Source organism: Bradyrhizobium ottawaense (assembly GCF_900099825.1).
Lineage (GTDB): Bacteria > Pseudomonadota > Alphaproteobacteria > Rhizobiales > Xanthobacteraceae > Bradyrhizobium > Bradyrhizobium ottawaense_A.
This window is the reverse complement of sequence record NZ_LT629693.1, coordinates 5,930,318-5,947,008: the sequence shown is the minus strand read 5'-3', so window position 1 is coordinate 5,947,008 and position 16,691 is coordinate 5,930,318. Positions and strand designations below refer to the sequence as shown.

Here is a 16,691-nt window from a genome sequence, read left to right as displayed (position 1 = left end):
TCAAGCCTTCGGCTTGCAATGCATCAGCCCGGTGCGGCGGCAGCTTGCCACCACCTCGCCGCGCTGATTGGTCATGGTGTGCTCGAACTCGACGATGCCCTGTGTCGGCCGCGACTTGCTGGCGCGCTTGGAGATGATCTTGGTATGCGCCTTCAACGTGTCACCGTGAAACACCGGCTTTGGGAATTTGACGTCGGTCATGCCGAGATTGCCGATGGTGGTGCCCAGCGTGGTGTCGTAGACGCTCATGCCGATCATGATGCCGAGCGTATAGAGGCTGTTGAACAGCCGCTGGCCGAACTCGGTCTTCTCGGAAAAATGCGCGTCGATGTGCAGCGGCTGCGGATTCATCGTCAGCAGACTGAACATCGTGTTGTCCATCTCCGTGACCGTCCGGGAGAATTCATGATGAAACTCCCGGCCGATCTCGAACTCTTCGAAATATAATCCCGCCATCACCGTCCCTTGTAGTTGGGCGTTCGCTTTTCGACGAACGCGTTGAGGCCTTCCTGACAATCTTCCGTGGTCGCCACCAGCGCAAAACTCTCGGCGGCGTTCTCGACCGATCGGCGAAAATCCGCATCCATCGCGCGCATAAAAGCGTCGCGGCCGATCTTCATCACGATCGGCGACTTGGCGGCAAGTTTTCGCGCAATCTCGCGGGCGCGCTCCAGCGCGGTGCCCTTGGGCACGACTTCACTCAATAGCCCCATGCGGAATGCGGTCGCGGCATCGAAGGGTTCACCGAGGAATAATGGCCCGAACGCCTGATGCTTGCCGACCAGCCGCGGCAGTTGCACGAAATGGATCGCCGGAATCAGGCCGACGTCGATTTCGGGATAGCCGAAGGTCGAGCCGTCGCCGGCGATGATCATGTCGCAGGAGATCGCAATCGTCATGCCGCCGGCCCGCACCGCGCCGTCGATGGCGGCAATGGTCGGCTTGCCCATGCGGTACTGGGTGTCGTTGAGCGCGAAATACAATCGCTCGAGGAATTTCTTGGTCTCGATGCCGGGCCTGCCCCTGACGATGTCGAGATCGAGCCCGGCGCAAAATACCTTGTGCGTGCTGCCGATGACGATGGCGCGCACCGCGTCGTCGTCCCTCGCCCTGGCCAGCGCCGCCAGCAGCGCATCGATCAGCTCCATGCTCAGCGCATTGACCGGCGGCCGGTCCAGCATGATATCAGCGATATTGCCCGATACCGAATAACGAACGAGATCCGCACTCATGCCCCGGCTCCTTTTGCCTGACGTACCGCGCCGGCCTTGACCCAATCGTCAATGGCGCTTTGCTCGAAGCCAGCCTGCAGCAGCACCTCGTAGCTGTCCTGGCCGATATCCGGCGACGGCCGCAGATGGTCCTCCGAAAGACTAGCGATACCCGGCGTGCGCGGCGTATAGACCGGGCCCATACCCGGCGTGTCCTGGCATACCGCGGCCCTGGTCGCCTCGACATGGGCGTTGCGCAGCCATTCGCCGGGATTGAGGATTCGCTCGGCGATGAGATCGGCCGCATGCAGTCGCGACAGCCAGATATCCGTCGGCTGGGTCAGGAACACCTCGCGGAGCTGCGAGATCAATGTATCGGCGGAATCCGCTCGGCTGGCGAAATCGACAAAGCGCGGATCGCTGGCGAGATCGTCGCGCTCGATGGCCGCGCACAGCCGCTTGTATTGCGGCTCGTTCACCAGCGTGACCATCATCCAGCCGTCACTGGTCTGGTAGGAGCCCGCGGGCACGTTGAGCGCGCGCGGCGCGCCGCCTTCCAGAATATGTTCGGCGACCTTGTGGCCGAGCAGGGCCGAGGTCGACGCGCAGAGATTGACGTCGATCCAGCGCCCGGTGCCGACAGTGGCACGCGCGAACAGCGTGGTCGCAATGGCTTGAAAAGCATAGACGCCGGTGACCACGTCGGAGATCGTGGTGCCGACCCGGTGCGGGGTGCCGTCGTTGCCGACATTGATCGACACCAGGCCGGAAAATGCCTGCGCCACCGAATCCGAGCCCGGCCGCTTCGAGTAAGGGCCGCTCTGGCCGAAGGCACTGACCGAGAGATAGACCAGGCCGGGATTGTCGCGCGCCAGTTCCTCGTAGCCGATCCCGAGCCGCGCGGCGACGCCGGGCCGAAAGCCCTCGATCAGGACGTCGCAGTCCTTTGCCAGCCGCTGTGCGATGGCGATGCCGTCCTTGTGCTTCATATCGAGGCAGAGGCTGCGCTTGCCGCGATTATAGACCGCCGAAAGCGTCGTATGGCTGCCATAGGTGGTGCCGAGGAAACGCGACCAGTCGCCCTCCGGCGGCTCGACCTTGATGACGTCGGCGCCGTAGACGGCGAGCAGCATCGCGCAATAGGGCGAGGCTATCCCCTGGCCGAAATCCAGCACGCGGAGCCCGCGATACGGCGCCTCATGCGTCGGCGATAGCTTGTTTTCCTTGACCATTTCTTCTCCCGGGCGGGCTGAAAGCTACAGCGCGAGGTAGCGCTGACGAATGTTATCGTTGGCTTTCAGCTCTTCGATCCCGGATGTGTAGACGATCTGGCCCTTGTCGATAACCGTCGCGTGGCTCGCAAGGCCAAGGCAAAAATGCATGTTCTGCTCGGCGATCAACACCGTGGCACCGGTGCCGCGGAGCTGGCGCAGCAATTCGCCGATCCGCTGCACGATGATCGGCGCCAGCCCCTCACTCGGCTCGTCCAGCAAAAGCAACGCCGGATTGCCCATCAATGTCCGTGCAATCGCCAGCATCTGCTGTTCGCCGCCCGACAGCCGTCCCGCAATGCGGTATCGCAGCGGCTCAAGCAGCGGAAACACGTCATAGATACGCCGGATCGACCATTCGTCCTCGCCATTGGGCCCCTTCTTGGCACCGATGACCAGATTATCCTCGACCGTATGTTCGGGGAAAATCTGGCGGTCCTCCGGCACGAAGCCGAGGCCGGCGCGGGCGATGTGGTGCGGCTTCAGCCCGGACACGACCCTGCCGCTCAGGGTGACCTTGCCGCGGCGGGCCGGCGCCAGCCCCATGATCGCCTTCATAGTGGTCGACTTGCCGGCGCCGTTGCGGCCGAGCAGCGCCATGGTCTCGCCCTGCCGTACCGACAGGCCGACACCGAACAGGATCTGGCTGGTGCCGTAATAGACGTCGAGATCCTCGACCTGGACGATCGCCGGCGCGCTCATAGCGCGGCCTCGGCTTGATGCTCGGTACCGAGATAGGCCTCGATGACCGCTGGATCACGTCGGATCGCATCCGGCGTGCCGGTGGCAAGAATGCGGCCGTAACAGAGCACGACGATCTCAGGTGCAATCTTGAACACGATATCCATGTCGTGCTCGATGAACACCACCGTGATCTTCTGCTTCTGCCAGAGCTCGTGGACCTTGTCGATCATACGCCAGCGCTCTTCGGTGCCCATCCCGGCGGTGGGTTCGTCGAGCAGTAGCACCTTGGGTTCGAGCACCAGCGCCAGCGCGATATCGAGCAATTTCTGGTCGCCATGCGACAGCGTCGCGGCGGTGCGGTCGCGCTTAGAAGCCAACCCCAGCAATTCCATGGCGTGCTCGGCGCGGTCGCGGGTTTCGGCCAATGGAAAACGCCGGTGCAGCACGCCGGCGCGGCGCTGATCGGCACAGACCGCGGCCAGCATGGTCTCGTGCACCGTGAGCGACGGAAAGATGCTGGCGACCTGAAACGCCCGGCCGATGCCATGGCGTACGATATCGGGCGGCGTGCGGCCGGCCATGTCGACGCCATCAAGCAGTATCTGCCCGGAGTCCGGCTTCAGCGCGCCGGTGATCAGGTTGAAGAACGTGCTCTTGCCGGCGCCGTTCGGGCCGATCACGGCTGTCAGCGACCCGTCCGCAAAGTCGAGCGACACGTTATCCGTCGCCTTGACGCCGCCGAATGATTTGGAAAGCCCGCGAATCTCCAGCATGGCTAGTTACCCGCCTCCCGGAGGCCGCCATAGGTGCTCCACGACGTGCCGGCGAGCCAGCCGCAATCGACGGGCACGTTGGCTCCCGTCATGGCGGAGGCCGCATCGGAGGCCAGGAACGCCACCACGCGCGCGATTTCCGCAGGATCAACCAGCCGGCGCAGCGCGGCGTTGGCTGTTAGCGCAGAGGTGTCCCGCTCGCCTTTATCGATGGCGTTCTTCAGCGCCGGGGTCAGGGTGTAGCCCGGCGATACCGCATTGATGCGAATGCCAGAGGGTCCCCATTCGGCGGCGAGGCATTCGGTGATGGCGATCACCGCGGCCTTCGCCGGCCCATAGGCGTGCAACGGCATCGAGCGCATGCCGGCGATTGAAGCAATATTGACGATGCTGCCGCGCCCGCGCGCGATCATGGCCCGAGCAAACGCAAGGCAAGCCACGTAAGTGCCGCGCTGGTCGACGCGAACGACGTCGTCCCAGGTCCGCATCGGCAAGTCGTGCGGCCGCACCGGCACTTGAATAATGCCGGCAGAGTTGACGAGCACCTCGACCGGACCGCATTCGCGTTCGATCACGCCGGCGCAGGCCTCGACGCCGAGTTCGTCGCCGACATCGGCCACATAAGCCCGGCCGCCGATGGAGGCGGTAACGGCTTCCGCTTTCGAAAGATCGCGGTCGACAACGACGACGAGATCGCCCTGGCTTGCGAGTTCACGCGCACAGGCTTCGCCGATGCCGCTGGCGCCGCCGGTGACGACGCTGATCCGCTGCTTTGAGTTCATGGCGTGCGCTCCCCAGGCTCAACACGGCGCTGCGCGTACCATTCGACCACAAAATCCATCAGGCCTTTTCGAAGTCCGATGGCGAAGAACAGGATCACGATCCCGAGCACGATGCCGTAATATTCGGTCAGCCGGGTCACTGTATCGTTGAGGATCAACAGCAAGACCGTGCCGACCATCGGCCCCAAGAAGGTGGTGACGCCGCCGAGCATGTTGATGAAGATGCCCTCGCCCGAAATCGTCCAGTAGGCGAATTCGGGATAGGCGCCCGAGACGAATAGCGCCATGATGATGCCGCCGGTGGACGCGAACAGCGCCGCCAGCACGAAGATCGTCAGCTTGGCGCGCCAGACATCGATGCCGATAAAACTGGCGCGGTTGGCGTTGTCGCGGATCATGCGCAAGGTATAGCCGAATGGCGATTGCGCGATCTGGCGCATGGCTAGCAGTCCGATCACCAGCAGCGCGCAGCTCGTGACATAGAGATGGACGTGGTTCGACAGATCGATGCCGAGAAACACCGGCCGGGGAATGCCGCCGCGCAGGCCCTGGTCGCCGCCGGTCAGCGAGGCCCAGGACAGGATGGTAGAGTGGATCAGCATCTGGAACGCCAGCGTCACGAACGCGAAATAGATTTCCTTCAGCCGCACGCAGATCGCGCCGATTACGGCCGCAATGATGGTCGTCAGGATCAGCGTCGCGACAAAGGCGACCGGAACCGGCACGCCGGTGCGCTGCATGATCAGACCGAAACCGTAGGCGCCGAGGCCGAAGAACATGCCATGGCCGAACGAGATCATGCCGGTATAGCCGACCAAGAGGTTGAGCGAGGTCGCAAATAACCCGAAGGCCGAGCAGCGAATCACGAAATCGAGCAGCGCCTTGCTGCCGAAGAACATCGGAAGGCTGGCCAGCACGGCAAAAGCGATCAGCGCGATGAGCACATCGCGATAGCGCAGGCGCCGCGCCTTGACCTCGATGCGCGGAACCGCGGCCGCCTGCCCCGCCTGCAATTCGGTCATGCGACCTCCTTGCCGAACAGGCCGGTGGGCCGCGCGACCAATACGATCACCATGAACAGGTACATCAGGCCTTCGGTGAACAGCGGAAAGCCGAGCGATCCAAACGAGCGGATCATGCCAATCAACAGCGCACCGATCAGTGCGCCCAAGATGGAGCCCATGCCGCCGATCACGGTGACGATGAAGGATTCGATCAGGACCGAAAATCCCATGCCGGGGGTCAGCGAACGCACCGGGGCCGCGAGCGCGCCGGCAAGGCCCGCCAGCATGCCGCCCAGCGCGAACACACCGCCATAGATCAGCCCGGTGTTGATGCCGAGCGCCGACACCATGCCGGGATTATGCGCCGCGGCCCGGATCACCTTGCCGAGCCGGGTGCGGGCAAGGCCGAGCCCGAGGATCAGGGCCATCGCCAGTGCGACGCCGATCAGCAGCAGATAATATGGCGGCACCACGCCGCCGGCGATGAACAGCGGCATCACCTGGAACGCCGCCGGCATGCCCATCGATCTGAATTCCGGGCCCCAGACCATGCGCACGACGTCGTCGAAGATCAGCACGAAGGCGTAGCAGACCAGGAGCTGCATCAGCACGTCGCCGCCATAGACCCGGCTCATGAACACGCGCTCGAAGACAAGGCCGAGCAGCGCGGTGCCGGCGGCGCCGCACAGCATCGCCAGCGCGAAGCTGCCGGTGAACTGATAGGCGGTCATCGCGAAATAGGCGCCGAACATATAGAAGGCGCCGTGGCTGAAGTTCACCACCTTGAGCACGCCGAAAATCAGCGTCAGCCCGACGGCGACGAGAAACAGCAGCATGCCGATGATGAAGCCACTGGTGGTTTGCGTCACCAGGCAGGCGGAACTGGCGAGACAGCCGGTGAGCGCGTCGAGATCCAAGGGGTGATATCCGTTACGGCGCGCCGGAATTTTCCGCGCGCGAAAAGCCAACTAGTAAAAGGCGGAGGCGGCCGATGCCGCCTCCGCGCTTGTCGATCGATCAGGTGTAGCCCTTGCTCTTCTTCCACTCGGCTTCGAGTTCGAAGATGGTCTTCCAGTCGCCGGGCTTGACCTCCGGCACATAGGGTTCCTGCGGGATCGTGGTGCCCCAGCCGATGGCGTAGCCGACCAGGGTCTGGTCTTCGGCGCGCATGGTGACGGTGCCGTCGGCGCCGAACGGGCACTTGATGGTCAGGCCGCGCAGCGCGTCGGCGATCTTCTTGCCGTCGGTGGAGTTGGCCTTCTTCACCGCCTCCGACAACAGCATGACTGCGGTGGCGTTCTGCCACGACCAGTTGGTCGGATATTCGTTGTACTTGGCCTTGTAGGCATCGCCCCAGGCGGCGTTCTCCGCCGTCGCCGGATAGGTCTTGATGTAGCGGTTACCGGAATGGATGCCCTTCGGCAGATTCTTCACCACCGTGAGCGCGGTGTAATCGGCCATGTTGACTGCGAACACTTCCATCGCGCTGAACATCGCATAGATGTTGGCCTGATCGATGTAGGAGGTGAGATCGCCGCCCCACAGGCAGGAATACAGCGCCTGCGGCTTCGCCTGCAGGATCTTGGTGACGACTTCGGTGTAGTCGGGCTGGAACAGTTTTGGCCAGGACTCGCTGATGATCTCGACGTCGGGCGCAAACCGCTTCAGGTACAGCGTGAACTCGCCCGTGGTGTCGCGGCCATAGGCGTAGTCGGGCGCGCAGGTCGCCCACTTCTTCAGGCCCTTGGCCTTGGCAATCGCCGCCGCATAGCTGCCGCCGACGATGGAATCGTGAATGCCCTGCCGCACCGAGCGGAACGCGTTCGGAATGTGCTGCTTGGGATCGGCGGTCAGCGACGAGGCTTCCGAACAGGTATGGATGCAGAGCACGCCGAGATCGCGCGCCACCTCATGGACCGCGAACGATCCGGACGAGGCCTCGCCGTCGAACAGCAGTTCGCAGCCGTCGGTGTTGACCAGTTCGCGCGCGATGCGGGCGGCTTCCTGCGGCTGTCCCTTGGAATCGCGGATCACCATTTCGATCTGCCGGCCGGCGAGACCGCCCGCGGCGTTGACCTTCTCGACTTCCATCATCACGGCGTTGCGCGAAGACGTGCCGAGCTGCGCGACGCGCCCGGACAGAATGGTCGGCATGCCGATCTTGATGGTCTTGGCCTGCGCGCGCGCCACCCATGGCGCAGCAAAGGTCATGGCACCGGCGCCCATCATCGCGAGCGTCGCGCGACGGCTGACGCCCGGCTTGCGGGTTCTCGTCATTGTTTCCTCCCTGTCGGGTTTCTGGTCCCAAATCCTGCCGGAGATCGTGTTGCCTCCGTGCGCACAAGATTTCAGAGCAAGGGGGGTGACGTCAAGACAAAGATGAATTACGACTCATAATTCATCGGAAGCGTTTTCAAGCGAAGTGGGTACCGGTTCACCCCAGGAAAACGCGTCAAAACAAAAATGGAAGCCCGGTCAGGACCGGACTTCAGGGAGGAATGAGCCGGAAACCGGCCCTTTGCGTGGGATAATGATCAACCTATCCAGCTTCATTGCCTTTCACGCCCGGCGGACGCCGGATCGCGCCGCGCTGAAATACCGCGGCGAAGACATCTCCTATGCCGCGTTCGATGCCCGCATCCGGAACGTCGGCGGCTGGTTGATCTCGCGCGGCATCGGTCCCGGCGACGTCGTCGCGGTGCTGATGAAGAACAGCGCGGCATTTCTCGAACTGGTGTTTGCCGCGAGCCATATCGGCGCAGTGTTTCTGCCGATCAACTACCGCCTCTCGGCCGACGAGGTCGGCTACATCGTCGGCAATTCCGGCGCGCGCCTTCTGATGGCGGATGAAGAACTCGCCGATATTGCGGCCGGCGGCGCACCGGTGGTGCTGCTCGATGTATCAGCGCAATCGACCGCCACGCGGCTGGCGCCGGATATCGCGCCTGCCCCGATGCACGTCCGCCAACCGCGTGACCTGATGCGGCTGATGTACACGTCAGGGACCACGGACCGGCCCAAGGGCGTAATGCTCACTTACGAGAACATCTACTGGAAATCAGCCGACCAGACGCTGGTGCTAGGACTGAACGCGGACACGCGGTTGCTGGTGGTCGGCCCGCTCTATCACGTTGGCGCGCTGGATCTGCCGGGAATCGCCGTGCTCTGGCATGGCGGCATGCTTTCGATTCATCGCAATTTTGAACCGGAGGCAGCACTGGCGGCGATCGAAGCCGAGAAACTCAACGCGGCGTGGTTCGCGCCTGTCATGACCACCGCGATCCTCACCTGCCCTGCCCGCGACAACTACGACGTCTCGAGCCTGCGCTGGGCCATCGGCGGCGGCGAGAAGACGCCCGAAGTGCGCATCCGCGCCTTCTCGGAGTATTTTACGAATGCCCGCTACATCGACGCCTACGGGCTGACGGAAAGCTGCGGCGGCGACACTTTCATGGACGCCGGCCGCGAGATCGAGAAGATCGGGTCGACCGGACGCGCCATTGCCCATGTCGAGATCGAGATCCGCGACGATGCCGGCCATCGTTTGGCCGCGGGCGAGAACGGCGAGATCTGCCTGCGCGGGCCGAAGGTCACGCAGGGCTACTGGAAGGATCCGGAAAAGACCGCGGCCGCGTTCTTCGGCGACTGGTTTCGCACCGGCGATGTCGGCTATCTCGACGACGACGGCTTTCTCTATCTGACCGACCGCAAGAAGGACATGATCATTTCCGGCGGCGAGAATATCGCGTCCTCGGAAGTGGAACGCGTGATCTACGAATTGCCGCAGGTGCGCGAAGTCGCCGTCATCGGCATGCCCGACCCGCGCTGGGGCGAGAAGCCGGTCGCAATCGTGGTGCTCGGCGACGGTGCCGCGCTGGATCTGACCGCCCTCGCCGACCACTGCCGCGCGCGCCTCGCCGGCTTCAAGGTGCCGAAACACCTGATCATCCGCGACAGCCTGCCGCGCAATCCGTCCGGCAAGGTGCTCAAGCGCGTGCTGCGCGCCGAACTGGAGGCCCACGCATGACGCCAACTTCGCAAGCCGTATCGGGCAAGGTGGCAAAGCTCAACCGGGTCGAGCGCAACGCCTGGACCAAGCGCAAGATATTCGACGCCGCCACCAAGATCGTCGGCAAGCACGGCTACGCCGAAGCCTCCGTGGCCCGCATCACCGAGCAAGCCGGCGTCGCCCAGGGCACGTTCTACAATCATTTCGAAAACCGCCAGGAACTGCTCGATCAGTTGCTGCCGAAGATCGGCATCGACATGGTGCGCTTCATCCGCGAGCGCACCGGCACCGCGCAGGCGGCGCGGCAGGAGATCGAACGGTTCGGCGCGTTCTTCGACTTCATTCGCGAGGTGCCGGAATTTTTGCGCATCCTCAACGAGGCCGAATTCTTTGCGCCAACCGGCTACCAGAAACACCTTGACAATATCGTCACCGCCTACGTCCGAATTCTGCAGCGGGCGCGCGACGCCGGCGCGATCGAGGATTTCAGCGACCAGGAATTCGAGGCCGTCGTTTATATGCTGATGGGTGCGCGCGGCTATCTCAGCCAACGTTATTCCTATTCCGGCGGCGCCGTCACCGCCGTCCCCGACCATGTCATCTCGGCCTATCAAAAGCTGATGACACGCGGGCTCTTCACGACATCCGACAAAGGCAACCGCCATGACCGCTGACGGTATCGTTCTCGTCACCGGCGGCAGCCGCGGCATTGGCGCTGCGACCGCGGTGCTGCTGGCCGAGCAAGGCCGCCGCGTCGTGATCACGGATATCAAGCCGGAAACGCTTGCGGGGACGGACACAATCCTGTGGCCCGCGCCGTTCGATGTCGCCAGCGAAAGCGCCGTCGTGAACGGGATCGCCGATATCGAGGCCGCGCACGGCCCGATCAGCGGCCTCGTCAATGCCGCCGGCGTGTTCGGCAAGATGCACCCGATCGAACGGGTGCGGATGGATCAATGGGACCGCGAGGTCAATATCGACCTGCGCGGCACCTTTCTGGTCGCCCGCAGCGTCGGCGTAAAAATGGCCGAACGCCGCCATGGCGCCATCGTCAATGTCGCCTCCGTGGCCGGCATGAGCTCCGGCCCGATCCACGCCTATACCGCCGCGAAAGCCGGCGTCATCCAGATCACGCAGACGCTCGCCGCCGAATGGGGCCGCGCCGGCGTGCGCGTCAATGCGGTGTCGCCGGGTTTCACCCGCACCGCCGCCCTCGAAGCCGGCATCGCCTCAGGTGCGCTGAACAGGCAACTGCTCGAAAGCCCGACGGCGATGAACCGGCTGGTCGAACCGTCAGAGGTCGCGCAGGCGATCGTGTGGCTGTTGTCGCCGATGAGCAGCGGCGTCACCGGGGTAAACCTACCGGTCGATGCCGGCTATATCGCAGGCACGACCTGGGCCGCCTATGGCGGCCTGCCGAAAGCACCGGGAGCGTCAGCATGAACGTGGAATTGCCGCGCAAGAAGCTCGATCTCGCATCGGCCATCGCCGAAGGCGATATCCGCGTGCTCTTGATGGTGCTGGTGCACATGACCGGCGACGAGCGCTGGCTGGAGCCGCCGTACAAGCCGAAGCGTGACGTTCGCCTGATCCCCGATCCGCAAGCCGGCGTCCCGCCGGAAATCCAGGCGGAAATCCGCGCCGCTGTTTTGAAGCTGTTCGAGAACGGCGCGCCCCAACCGGTGATGACGGACCCCGGCAACAAATTGATGCTGCGCATGATGTGCGCGACGCTCGGCGGCGAGAATGTAGCGCCCGAATACGCGCCGCTGATGCGCGAGGAAATGGGATTTGTTCCGCGCGAGGCACGGTGGAGCAAACCTCCGGAAAGCGAAAAGCTGGCCGGACAACACGTATTGATCGTCGGTGCCGGCGTCTGCGCGATTGCGCTCGGCGTAGCGCTCGGCCGGCTCGGCATCCCCTATACCATTGTCGAGAAGAACGCCGAACTCGGCGGCACCTGGTATGTCAACCGCTACCCCGGCTGCGGCGTCGATACGCCGAACCATTCCTATTCGTTCTCGTTCGGCGCGCGAAATCCATGGACCCGATATTTCGCCAAGCGGCAGGAGCTGCTCGACTACCTCAAGAAGGTCGCGCTCGAATACGACATCCGAAAGCATCTTCGCCTCAATACCGAACTGACGTCGTCACGCTGGGACGAGAACAAGCGCCGCTGGATTTCGATATTGAAGACAGCGGGCGGCGAGGAGATCTTCGAATCGACCACGCTCGTCAGTGCGATCGGCCAGCTCAACGACCCCTCGCCCGCGCATTTCAAGGGCGAAGAAACCTTTGAGGGAGAGACGCTGCACTCGGCCTTGTGGTCCGACGACATCGAGTTCGACGGCAAGCACGTCGCCGTGATCGGCACCGGCGCGACCGCGATGCAACTGGTGCCGGCGATTGCCGACCGTGTCGCATCGGTCACCGTCTATCAACGCACCGCGCAATGGGCCCGGCCGGTCGAAGGACTGAACGACCCCATCTCCGACGGCGCGCAATGGCTGCTCGCGCATCTGCCGTTCTATGTGCAGTGGTACCGCTTCAACATGTTCTGGCGCTATGGCGACGGCCTGCTGCCATTCCTGCGCAAGGATCCGGACTGGCCGCATCCCGATCGTGCCGTCAACAAGGGCAATGACCGCCATCGCGAGGAATTGACGAACTTCATCCATTCCGAACTGAAAGACCGTCCCGACCTCATCGAGAAATGCGTGCCGACCTATCCGCCCTACGGCAAGCGCATCCTGCTCGACAATGGCTGGTTCAGCACGCTGACCAGGCCGAATGTCGAACTGGTCACCGACGGCATCGATCGCTTTGTGCCCGACGGCATCGTCACGTCAGACGGAAAATTGCGGCCCGCCGACATCATCGTCATCTCGACCGGCTTCAAGGTCACGGAGATGGCGGCGCGCCTCAACATCAGCGGACGTGGCGGCAAGAATCTGAAAGTGGCCTGGGCCAACGACAATCCGACCGCCTATCTCGGCCTGACCGTACCGGACTTTCCAAACTTCTTCGTCATGCTCGGACCGAATTCCGGCCCGGCGCATGGCGGCAGTGTGATCTTCCAGTCCGAGTGCCAGAGCCGTTACATCTCGTCATGTCTCGTCGCGATGATCGAGCAAGGCGTCGCCGCGATCGATGTCGATCCCGCCGCGCACGATCAGTACATCCGAAAAGTCGATGCCGAACATGAGCAGTTGATCTGGACCCATCCCGGCATGACCACCTACTACCGCAACGGACAAGGCCGGGTGTTCTCGGCGATGCCGTGGCGCTTCGTCGATTACTGGTCGATGACGCACGATCCGGATTTCACTCAATACCGGCAAACCAAAATCTGATCGCCGCTGCATTGGGTCAGGACCCCTGCAGCATTTGGCCAAAAGCCATAGCGGAACCGGCAGCGACTCCGCTTGACACTCGCCGACATCTGCCGCAGCATTTCCTCGCTGCACCCTTCGAAGTCACGGAGCGCGCGGGCTCCGAGCTTCACAGGAATTGACGTTCGATCATGTGGTCGTGACGGCACGCAGCGGCAACGGACGCATGTCCGTCGGTCAACTCTTGGAGAGGAGCATGACGCCACCGGATCAGTTGGTGACCTTGCTCAACGCAAGGTTCCGGCGCGGATGAGGTGAACGGCAGCTGCTGACCTCGTTGCACCGTCTAAAATTCAAACATACAGGCGGGACTGGAGCGCAAAGGCCACGCGCTTTCCGGATCCTTGGGTCTCACTGGTTTTTACCAGCCATCCTTCGCTAAAACGAAGAAGCAGGGCCCCGCGATGCCTTAGATGCACCGGGGCCCACTCGTTTTAATCACCAAATTTTGAGTCACCAAATTCAGTCGTCAGGATTTCGATCGTGCGACTGGCGTTGCCGGTTTGGGCACGTGACCCAATGCATGTTTCCGTGCTTTATTCGGCCAAGAAGAATGCCAAGAACAATGGCCCGAACAAGGACCCGCAATGGAAAAGCCGCGCGTACGCGTCTACACCGACTACAAGAGCCCCTACGCCTTCGTTGCCAACAAGCGGCTGTTCGAACTCGAGGAACAGTACGGCGTCGAGCTGGAATGGCTGCCCTACACGCTGCGCGTTGCCGAGTTCATGGGAACGGTGGAAGAGCGCACGCCGCATTTCTGGCGCAAGGTGCGCTACGCCTATATGGACGCCCGGCGCTATGCCAACGCACAGGGCCTCACCATGAAAGGCCCGCGGCGCATCTATGACGCCTTCTATTCCAGCGCCGGCATGCTGTTCGCACAGGCGCACGGCCTGTTCCGCCCCTATCATGATACGGTGTTCCGGCGGTTCTGGAGCCACGACCTCGAAATCGACGAACTGTCGGAGATTGCGGGCGTGATTGCGTCGGTCGGAGGTTCGGCAAGGGACTTCGAAACCTATGTTCGGGGACCTGCCCGCGCGGAGCATGACCGCATCATCGACGAGGCGGAAGCGCTCGGCGTGTTCGGCGTGCCGACCATGGTCTTCAACGGCGAACTGTTCTGGGGCGGCGACCGGATCGACCTCCTGATCGAACGCATCGAAAACCCGGAATCGATCGCAAAAGCGCTGGGCAGCCGGCACCGGAAGTAAGGCCACGGCCCCTCCGGTTTGGGATCTGTTTACTATTCCGTTGGTAGCCTCGGGGGGATGTTCGAGATACCGGAACCGGGCACGTTCGCGGAAAACATCGCGATTGCCTATGACGCACCTGCCGACCTGAAGAAGTGGCCGTCGCTGAACAACCAGCGGGTCACCAGCAAGACGCCGTATATGGTTTACAACGGCACCTTGGCGGACTGCATCCGGGAATTGCTGGCCAAGCCGATCAAGCAGATTTCGCTCTACGACATCGTCACCGAACGCCAGCCGGCATTCGACGGCAACGTACTGTCGCCCGGCGTCGCCGCCGAAATCGCGATGCGCAAGGATTTCCCGAAGGGCTAGGGCGCGTCGGCTTGTAAATCCGGTTGGTGGGTACGGTCCGCGAAAGCAGACATCAATCGGATCGGCTTTCATGTCTGTTAGTGCCAACGCCGGACATGATCAGCCACGGACGGACCCTCAGGGCGCTGGGCTCAGTGGATGCCAAACACTGTCTCTCATTACTTGGCTCTCGGAACTGGAAGGCGTAAACTGTATCCCACCTATCTCGGAGGCGTGCCTTGGCCAGCGAGCGCGTCGAGCGTCGACTCACTGCGATCTTGGCAGCCGATGTGGCTGGCTACAGTCGGTTAACTGGCCTGGATGAAGAGGGCACGCACGTCCAGCTCCAGGATCATCTACGCACCCTCATCGATCCCAAGATTACCGAACACCGCGGCCGTGTTGTCAAGAACACCGGTGATGGAATGCTGGCCGAGTTCAGCAGCGTGGTCGACGCCATGCGCTGTGCTCTTGATGTTCAGCGTGGCATGGTGGAGCGCAACGTAAACGTGCCGCAGGGGAAGCGGATCGAGTTTCGCGTTGGGATCAATGTCGGCGACATCATCATTGATCGTAGCGACATCTTCGGCGACGGCGTGAACGTGGCGGCACGGCTGGAAGGACTGGCGGAGCCGGGCGGCATCTGTGTCTCGGATGATGCCTACCGGCAACTCCGCGACAAAATCGATATTGTCTTTGATGATGCCGGCGAGCAGAAGCTCAAGAACATTGAGCGACCAGTCCGGGTTTTCAGAGTGAAGGATCGTGTTGCGGCAGCAGAACAAAGACCCACGTTGGTGCTCCCGGACAAACCCTCGATTGCCGTGCTACCTTTCCAGAACCTTAGTGCCGATCCGGAGCAGGAGTATTTCGCAGATGGTGTCGTGGAGGATATCACGATGGCGCTGTCGCTCTTTCGTTGGCTGTTTGTGATCGCACGTAATTCGAGTTTCACCTACAAAGGCCGTGCCGTGGACGTGAAGCAGATTGGCCGCGAGCTTGGTGTGCGCTACGTACTCGAAGGCAGCGTGCGCAAGGCCGGAAACCGTATTCGAATCGCAGGGCAGCTTATCGATGCCGAAACCGGAGCGCATCTCTGGGCGGACCGGTTTGATGGTGCGCTCGAAGATATGTTCGATCTACAGGACCATGTGACTTCCAGCGTCGTGGGTGCAATCGCCCCGAAGCTGCAGAGTGAGGATATCAAGCGGGCCACTCGCAAACCAACCGAGAATCTGGACGCATACGACTATTACCTGCGTGGGCTGGCGAAAGCTCGTTATTGGAACAGGGACGCGAACAGCGAGGCGCTCCAGCTCTTTTGCAAGGCGATCGAGCTTGACCCTCATCTAGCCTGCGCCTACGGCATGGCCGCTTGGTGCTACATGCAGCGCAAGGCGCGCGGCTGGATGATCGAGGATGTGCAGGAGAGCGCCGAAGCTACGCGGCTGGCCCGGAAAGCAGTTCATCTCGGTGGAGATGACCCGGTAGCGCTGTGTATGGGCGGATATTCACTCGCCTTTGTAGCCCATGAGTTCAACGACGCTGTGGCTTTCATGGATCGGGGACTGACGGTCAATCCGAACTTAGCTCAAGCTTGGAATCTTAGTGCCTGGCTGAGAGTTTGGAGAGGTGAGCCCGACGTCGCACTCGATCACGTTGCGCATGCCATGCGCCTGAGCCCACTCGATCCGTCCATCTTCAGCATGCACGGAGCCATGGCGTATGCGCATTTTCTCGCGGGCCGTTATGACATGGCGTCGTCATGCGCCGAGAAGGCGACGCGCGACAATCCGACTTTCGTTCTGGCGATGTGCATTTCCGCAGCCAGCAATGCGCTCGCCGGGCGGCTTGAGCCAGCACAGAAAGCCATGGTACGGGTACTCGAACGTAGTCCCGATTTGCGCGCCTCGAACCTGATAAATTCAACACCATTTCGCCGAGCAGAGGACCTCGCAACGTTCGCCAAGGGTCTCCGAAATGCAGGCCTTCCGGACTGACCGTGAGTTCGCCTA

At 62.4% G+C, this 16,691-nt stretch carries 16 protein-coding genes; 7 read left to right on the top strand and 9 right to left on the bottom strand.

Features of this window, described 5'->3' with window-relative positions; all coding sequences use genetic code 11:
* The 9 genes from BLR13_RS27840 to BLR13_RS27800 form a co-directional block, all read right to left on the bottom strand.
* Nucleotides 1–456: a MaoC family dehydratase gene (locus BLR13_RS27840; protein ID WP_074817317.1), complete on the bottom strand. Its 456-nt coding sequence runs from the start codon at nt 454–456 to the stop codon at nt 1–3.
* Nucleotides 456–1,232 (bottom strand): enoyl-CoA hydratase/isomerase family protein, encoded by a 777-nt coding sequence (locus BLR13_RS27835; RefSeq protein WP_074817320.1) that lies wholly within the window; start codon nt 1,230–1,232, stop codon nt 456–458. Before BLR13_RS27835 ends, BLR13_RS27840 begins: the two co-directional genes overlap by 1 nt.
* Nucleotides 1,229–2,443, bottom strand: coding sequence for a CaiB/BaiF CoA transferase family protein (locus BLR13_RS27830; RefSeq protein ID WP_074817324.1), 1,215 nt, complete (start codon nt 2,441–2,443; stop codon nt 1,229–1,231). The genes BLR13_RS27835 and BLR13_RS27830 overlap by 4 nt, the downstream gene beginning before the upstream one ends.
* Before the next feature lie 24 nt (nt 2,444–2,467).
* Entirely contained in the window at nt 2,468–3,184 is a 717-nt protein-coding gene (locus tag BLR13_RS27825) for an ABC transporter ATP-binding protein (RefSeq protein WP_074817328.1), read from the bottom strand.
* Nucleotides 3,181–3,939 carry an ABC transporter ATP-binding protein gene (locus BLR13_RS27820; protein ID WP_074817331.1) on the bottom strand — a complete coding sequence of 253 codons (759 nt, stop codon included), beginning with the start codon at nt 3,937–3,939 and terminating at the stop codon, nt 3,181–3,183. Before BLR13_RS27820 ends, BLR13_RS27825 begins: the two co-directional genes overlap by 4 nt.
* Before the next feature lie 2 nt (nt 3,940–3,941).
* Nucleotides 3,942–4,721 carry an SDR family NAD(P)-dependent oxidoreductase gene (locus BLR13_RS27815; RefSeq protein WP_074817334.1) on the bottom strand — a complete coding sequence of 260 codons (780 nt, stop codon included), beginning with the start codon at nt 4,719–4,721 and terminating at the stop codon, nt 3,942–3,944.
* Nucleotides 4,718–5,743, bottom strand: a complete 1,026-nt coding sequence (locus BLR13_RS27810) for a branched-chain amino acid ABC transporter permease (protein ID WP_074817337.1) — start codon at nt 5,741–5,743, stop codon at nt 4,718–4,720. The genes BLR13_RS27815 and BLR13_RS27810 overlap by 4 nt, the downstream gene beginning before the upstream one ends.
* Nucleotides 5,740–6,642, bottom strand: a complete 903-nt coding sequence (locus BLR13_RS27805) for a branched-chain amino acid ABC transporter permease (RefSeq protein ID WP_074817340.1) — start codon at nt 6,640–6,642, stop codon at nt 5,740–5,742. Before BLR13_RS27805 ends, BLR13_RS27810 begins: the two co-directional genes overlap by 4 nt.
* 100 nt (nt 6,643–6,742) lie before the next feature.
* Nucleotides 6,743–8,002 carry an ABC transporter substrate-binding protein gene (locus BLR13_RS27800; RefSeq protein ID WP_074817343.1) on the bottom strand — a complete coding sequence of 420 codons (1,260 nt, stop codon included), beginning with the start codon at nt 8,000–8,002 and terminating at the stop codon, nt 6,743–6,745.
* Between the two features lie 253 nt (nt 8,003–8,255).
* Here BLR13_RS27800 and BLR13_RS27795 point away from each other — a divergent pair, with 253 nt between their 5' ends.
* The 7 genes from BLR13_RS27795 to BLR13_RS27765 all read left to right on the top strand — a co-directional run bounded on the left by BLR13_RS27795 (nt 8,256) and on the right by BLR13_RS27765 (nt 16,676).
* A complete protein-coding gene (locus BLR13_RS27795) occupies nt 8,256–9,752 on the top strand; it encodes an AMP-binding protein (protein WP_074817346.1) in 1,497 nt (498 codons plus the stop codon).
* Nucleotides 9,749–10,408, top strand: a complete 660-nt coding sequence (locus tag BLR13_RS27790) for a TetR/AcrR family transcriptional regulator (protein WP_074817351.1) — start codon at nt 9,749–9,751, stop codon at nt 10,406–10,408. Before BLR13_RS27795 ends, BLR13_RS27790 begins: the two co-directional genes overlap by 4 nt.
* The gene (locus BLR13_RS27785) at nt 10,398–11,177 is read left to right on the top strand and encodes an SDR family NAD(P)-dependent oxidoreductase (protein WP_074817355.1); all 780 of its coding nucleotides are present in this window, start codon (nt 10,398–10,400) and stop codon (nt 11,175–11,177) included. Before BLR13_RS27790 ends, BLR13_RS27785 begins: the two co-directional genes overlap by 11 nt.
* Nucleotides 11,174–13,087 (top strand): flavin-containing monooxygenase, encoded by a 1,914-nt coding sequence (locus BLR13_RS27780; RefSeq protein WP_074817356.1) that lies wholly within the window; start codon nt 11,174–11,176, stop codon nt 13,085–13,087. The genes BLR13_RS27785 and BLR13_RS27780 overlap by 4 nt, the downstream gene beginning before the upstream one ends.
* Before the next feature lie 626 nt (nt 13,088–13,713).
* Nucleotides 13,714–14,343, top strand: coding sequence for a 2-hydroxychromene-2-carboxylate isomerase (locus tag BLR13_RS27775; protein ID WP_074817359.1), 630 nt, complete (start codon nt 13,714–13,716; stop codon nt 14,341–14,343).
* Between the two features lie 57 nt (nt 14,344–14,400).
* Nucleotides 14,401–14,697, top strand: a complete 297-nt coding sequence (locus BLR13_RS27770) for a hypothetical protein (protein ID WP_074817364.1) — start codon at nt 14,401–14,403, stop codon at nt 14,695–14,697.
* A gap of 218 nt (nt 14,698–14,915) precedes the next feature.
* Nucleotides 14,916–16,676 (top strand): adenylate/guanylate cyclase domain-containing protein, encoded by a 1,761-nt coding sequence (locus BLR13_RS27765; RefSeq protein WP_244524949.1) that lies wholly within the window; start codon nt 14,916–14,918, stop codon nt 16,674–16,676.
* Nucleotides 16,677–16,691 lie beyond the last annotated feature (15 nt).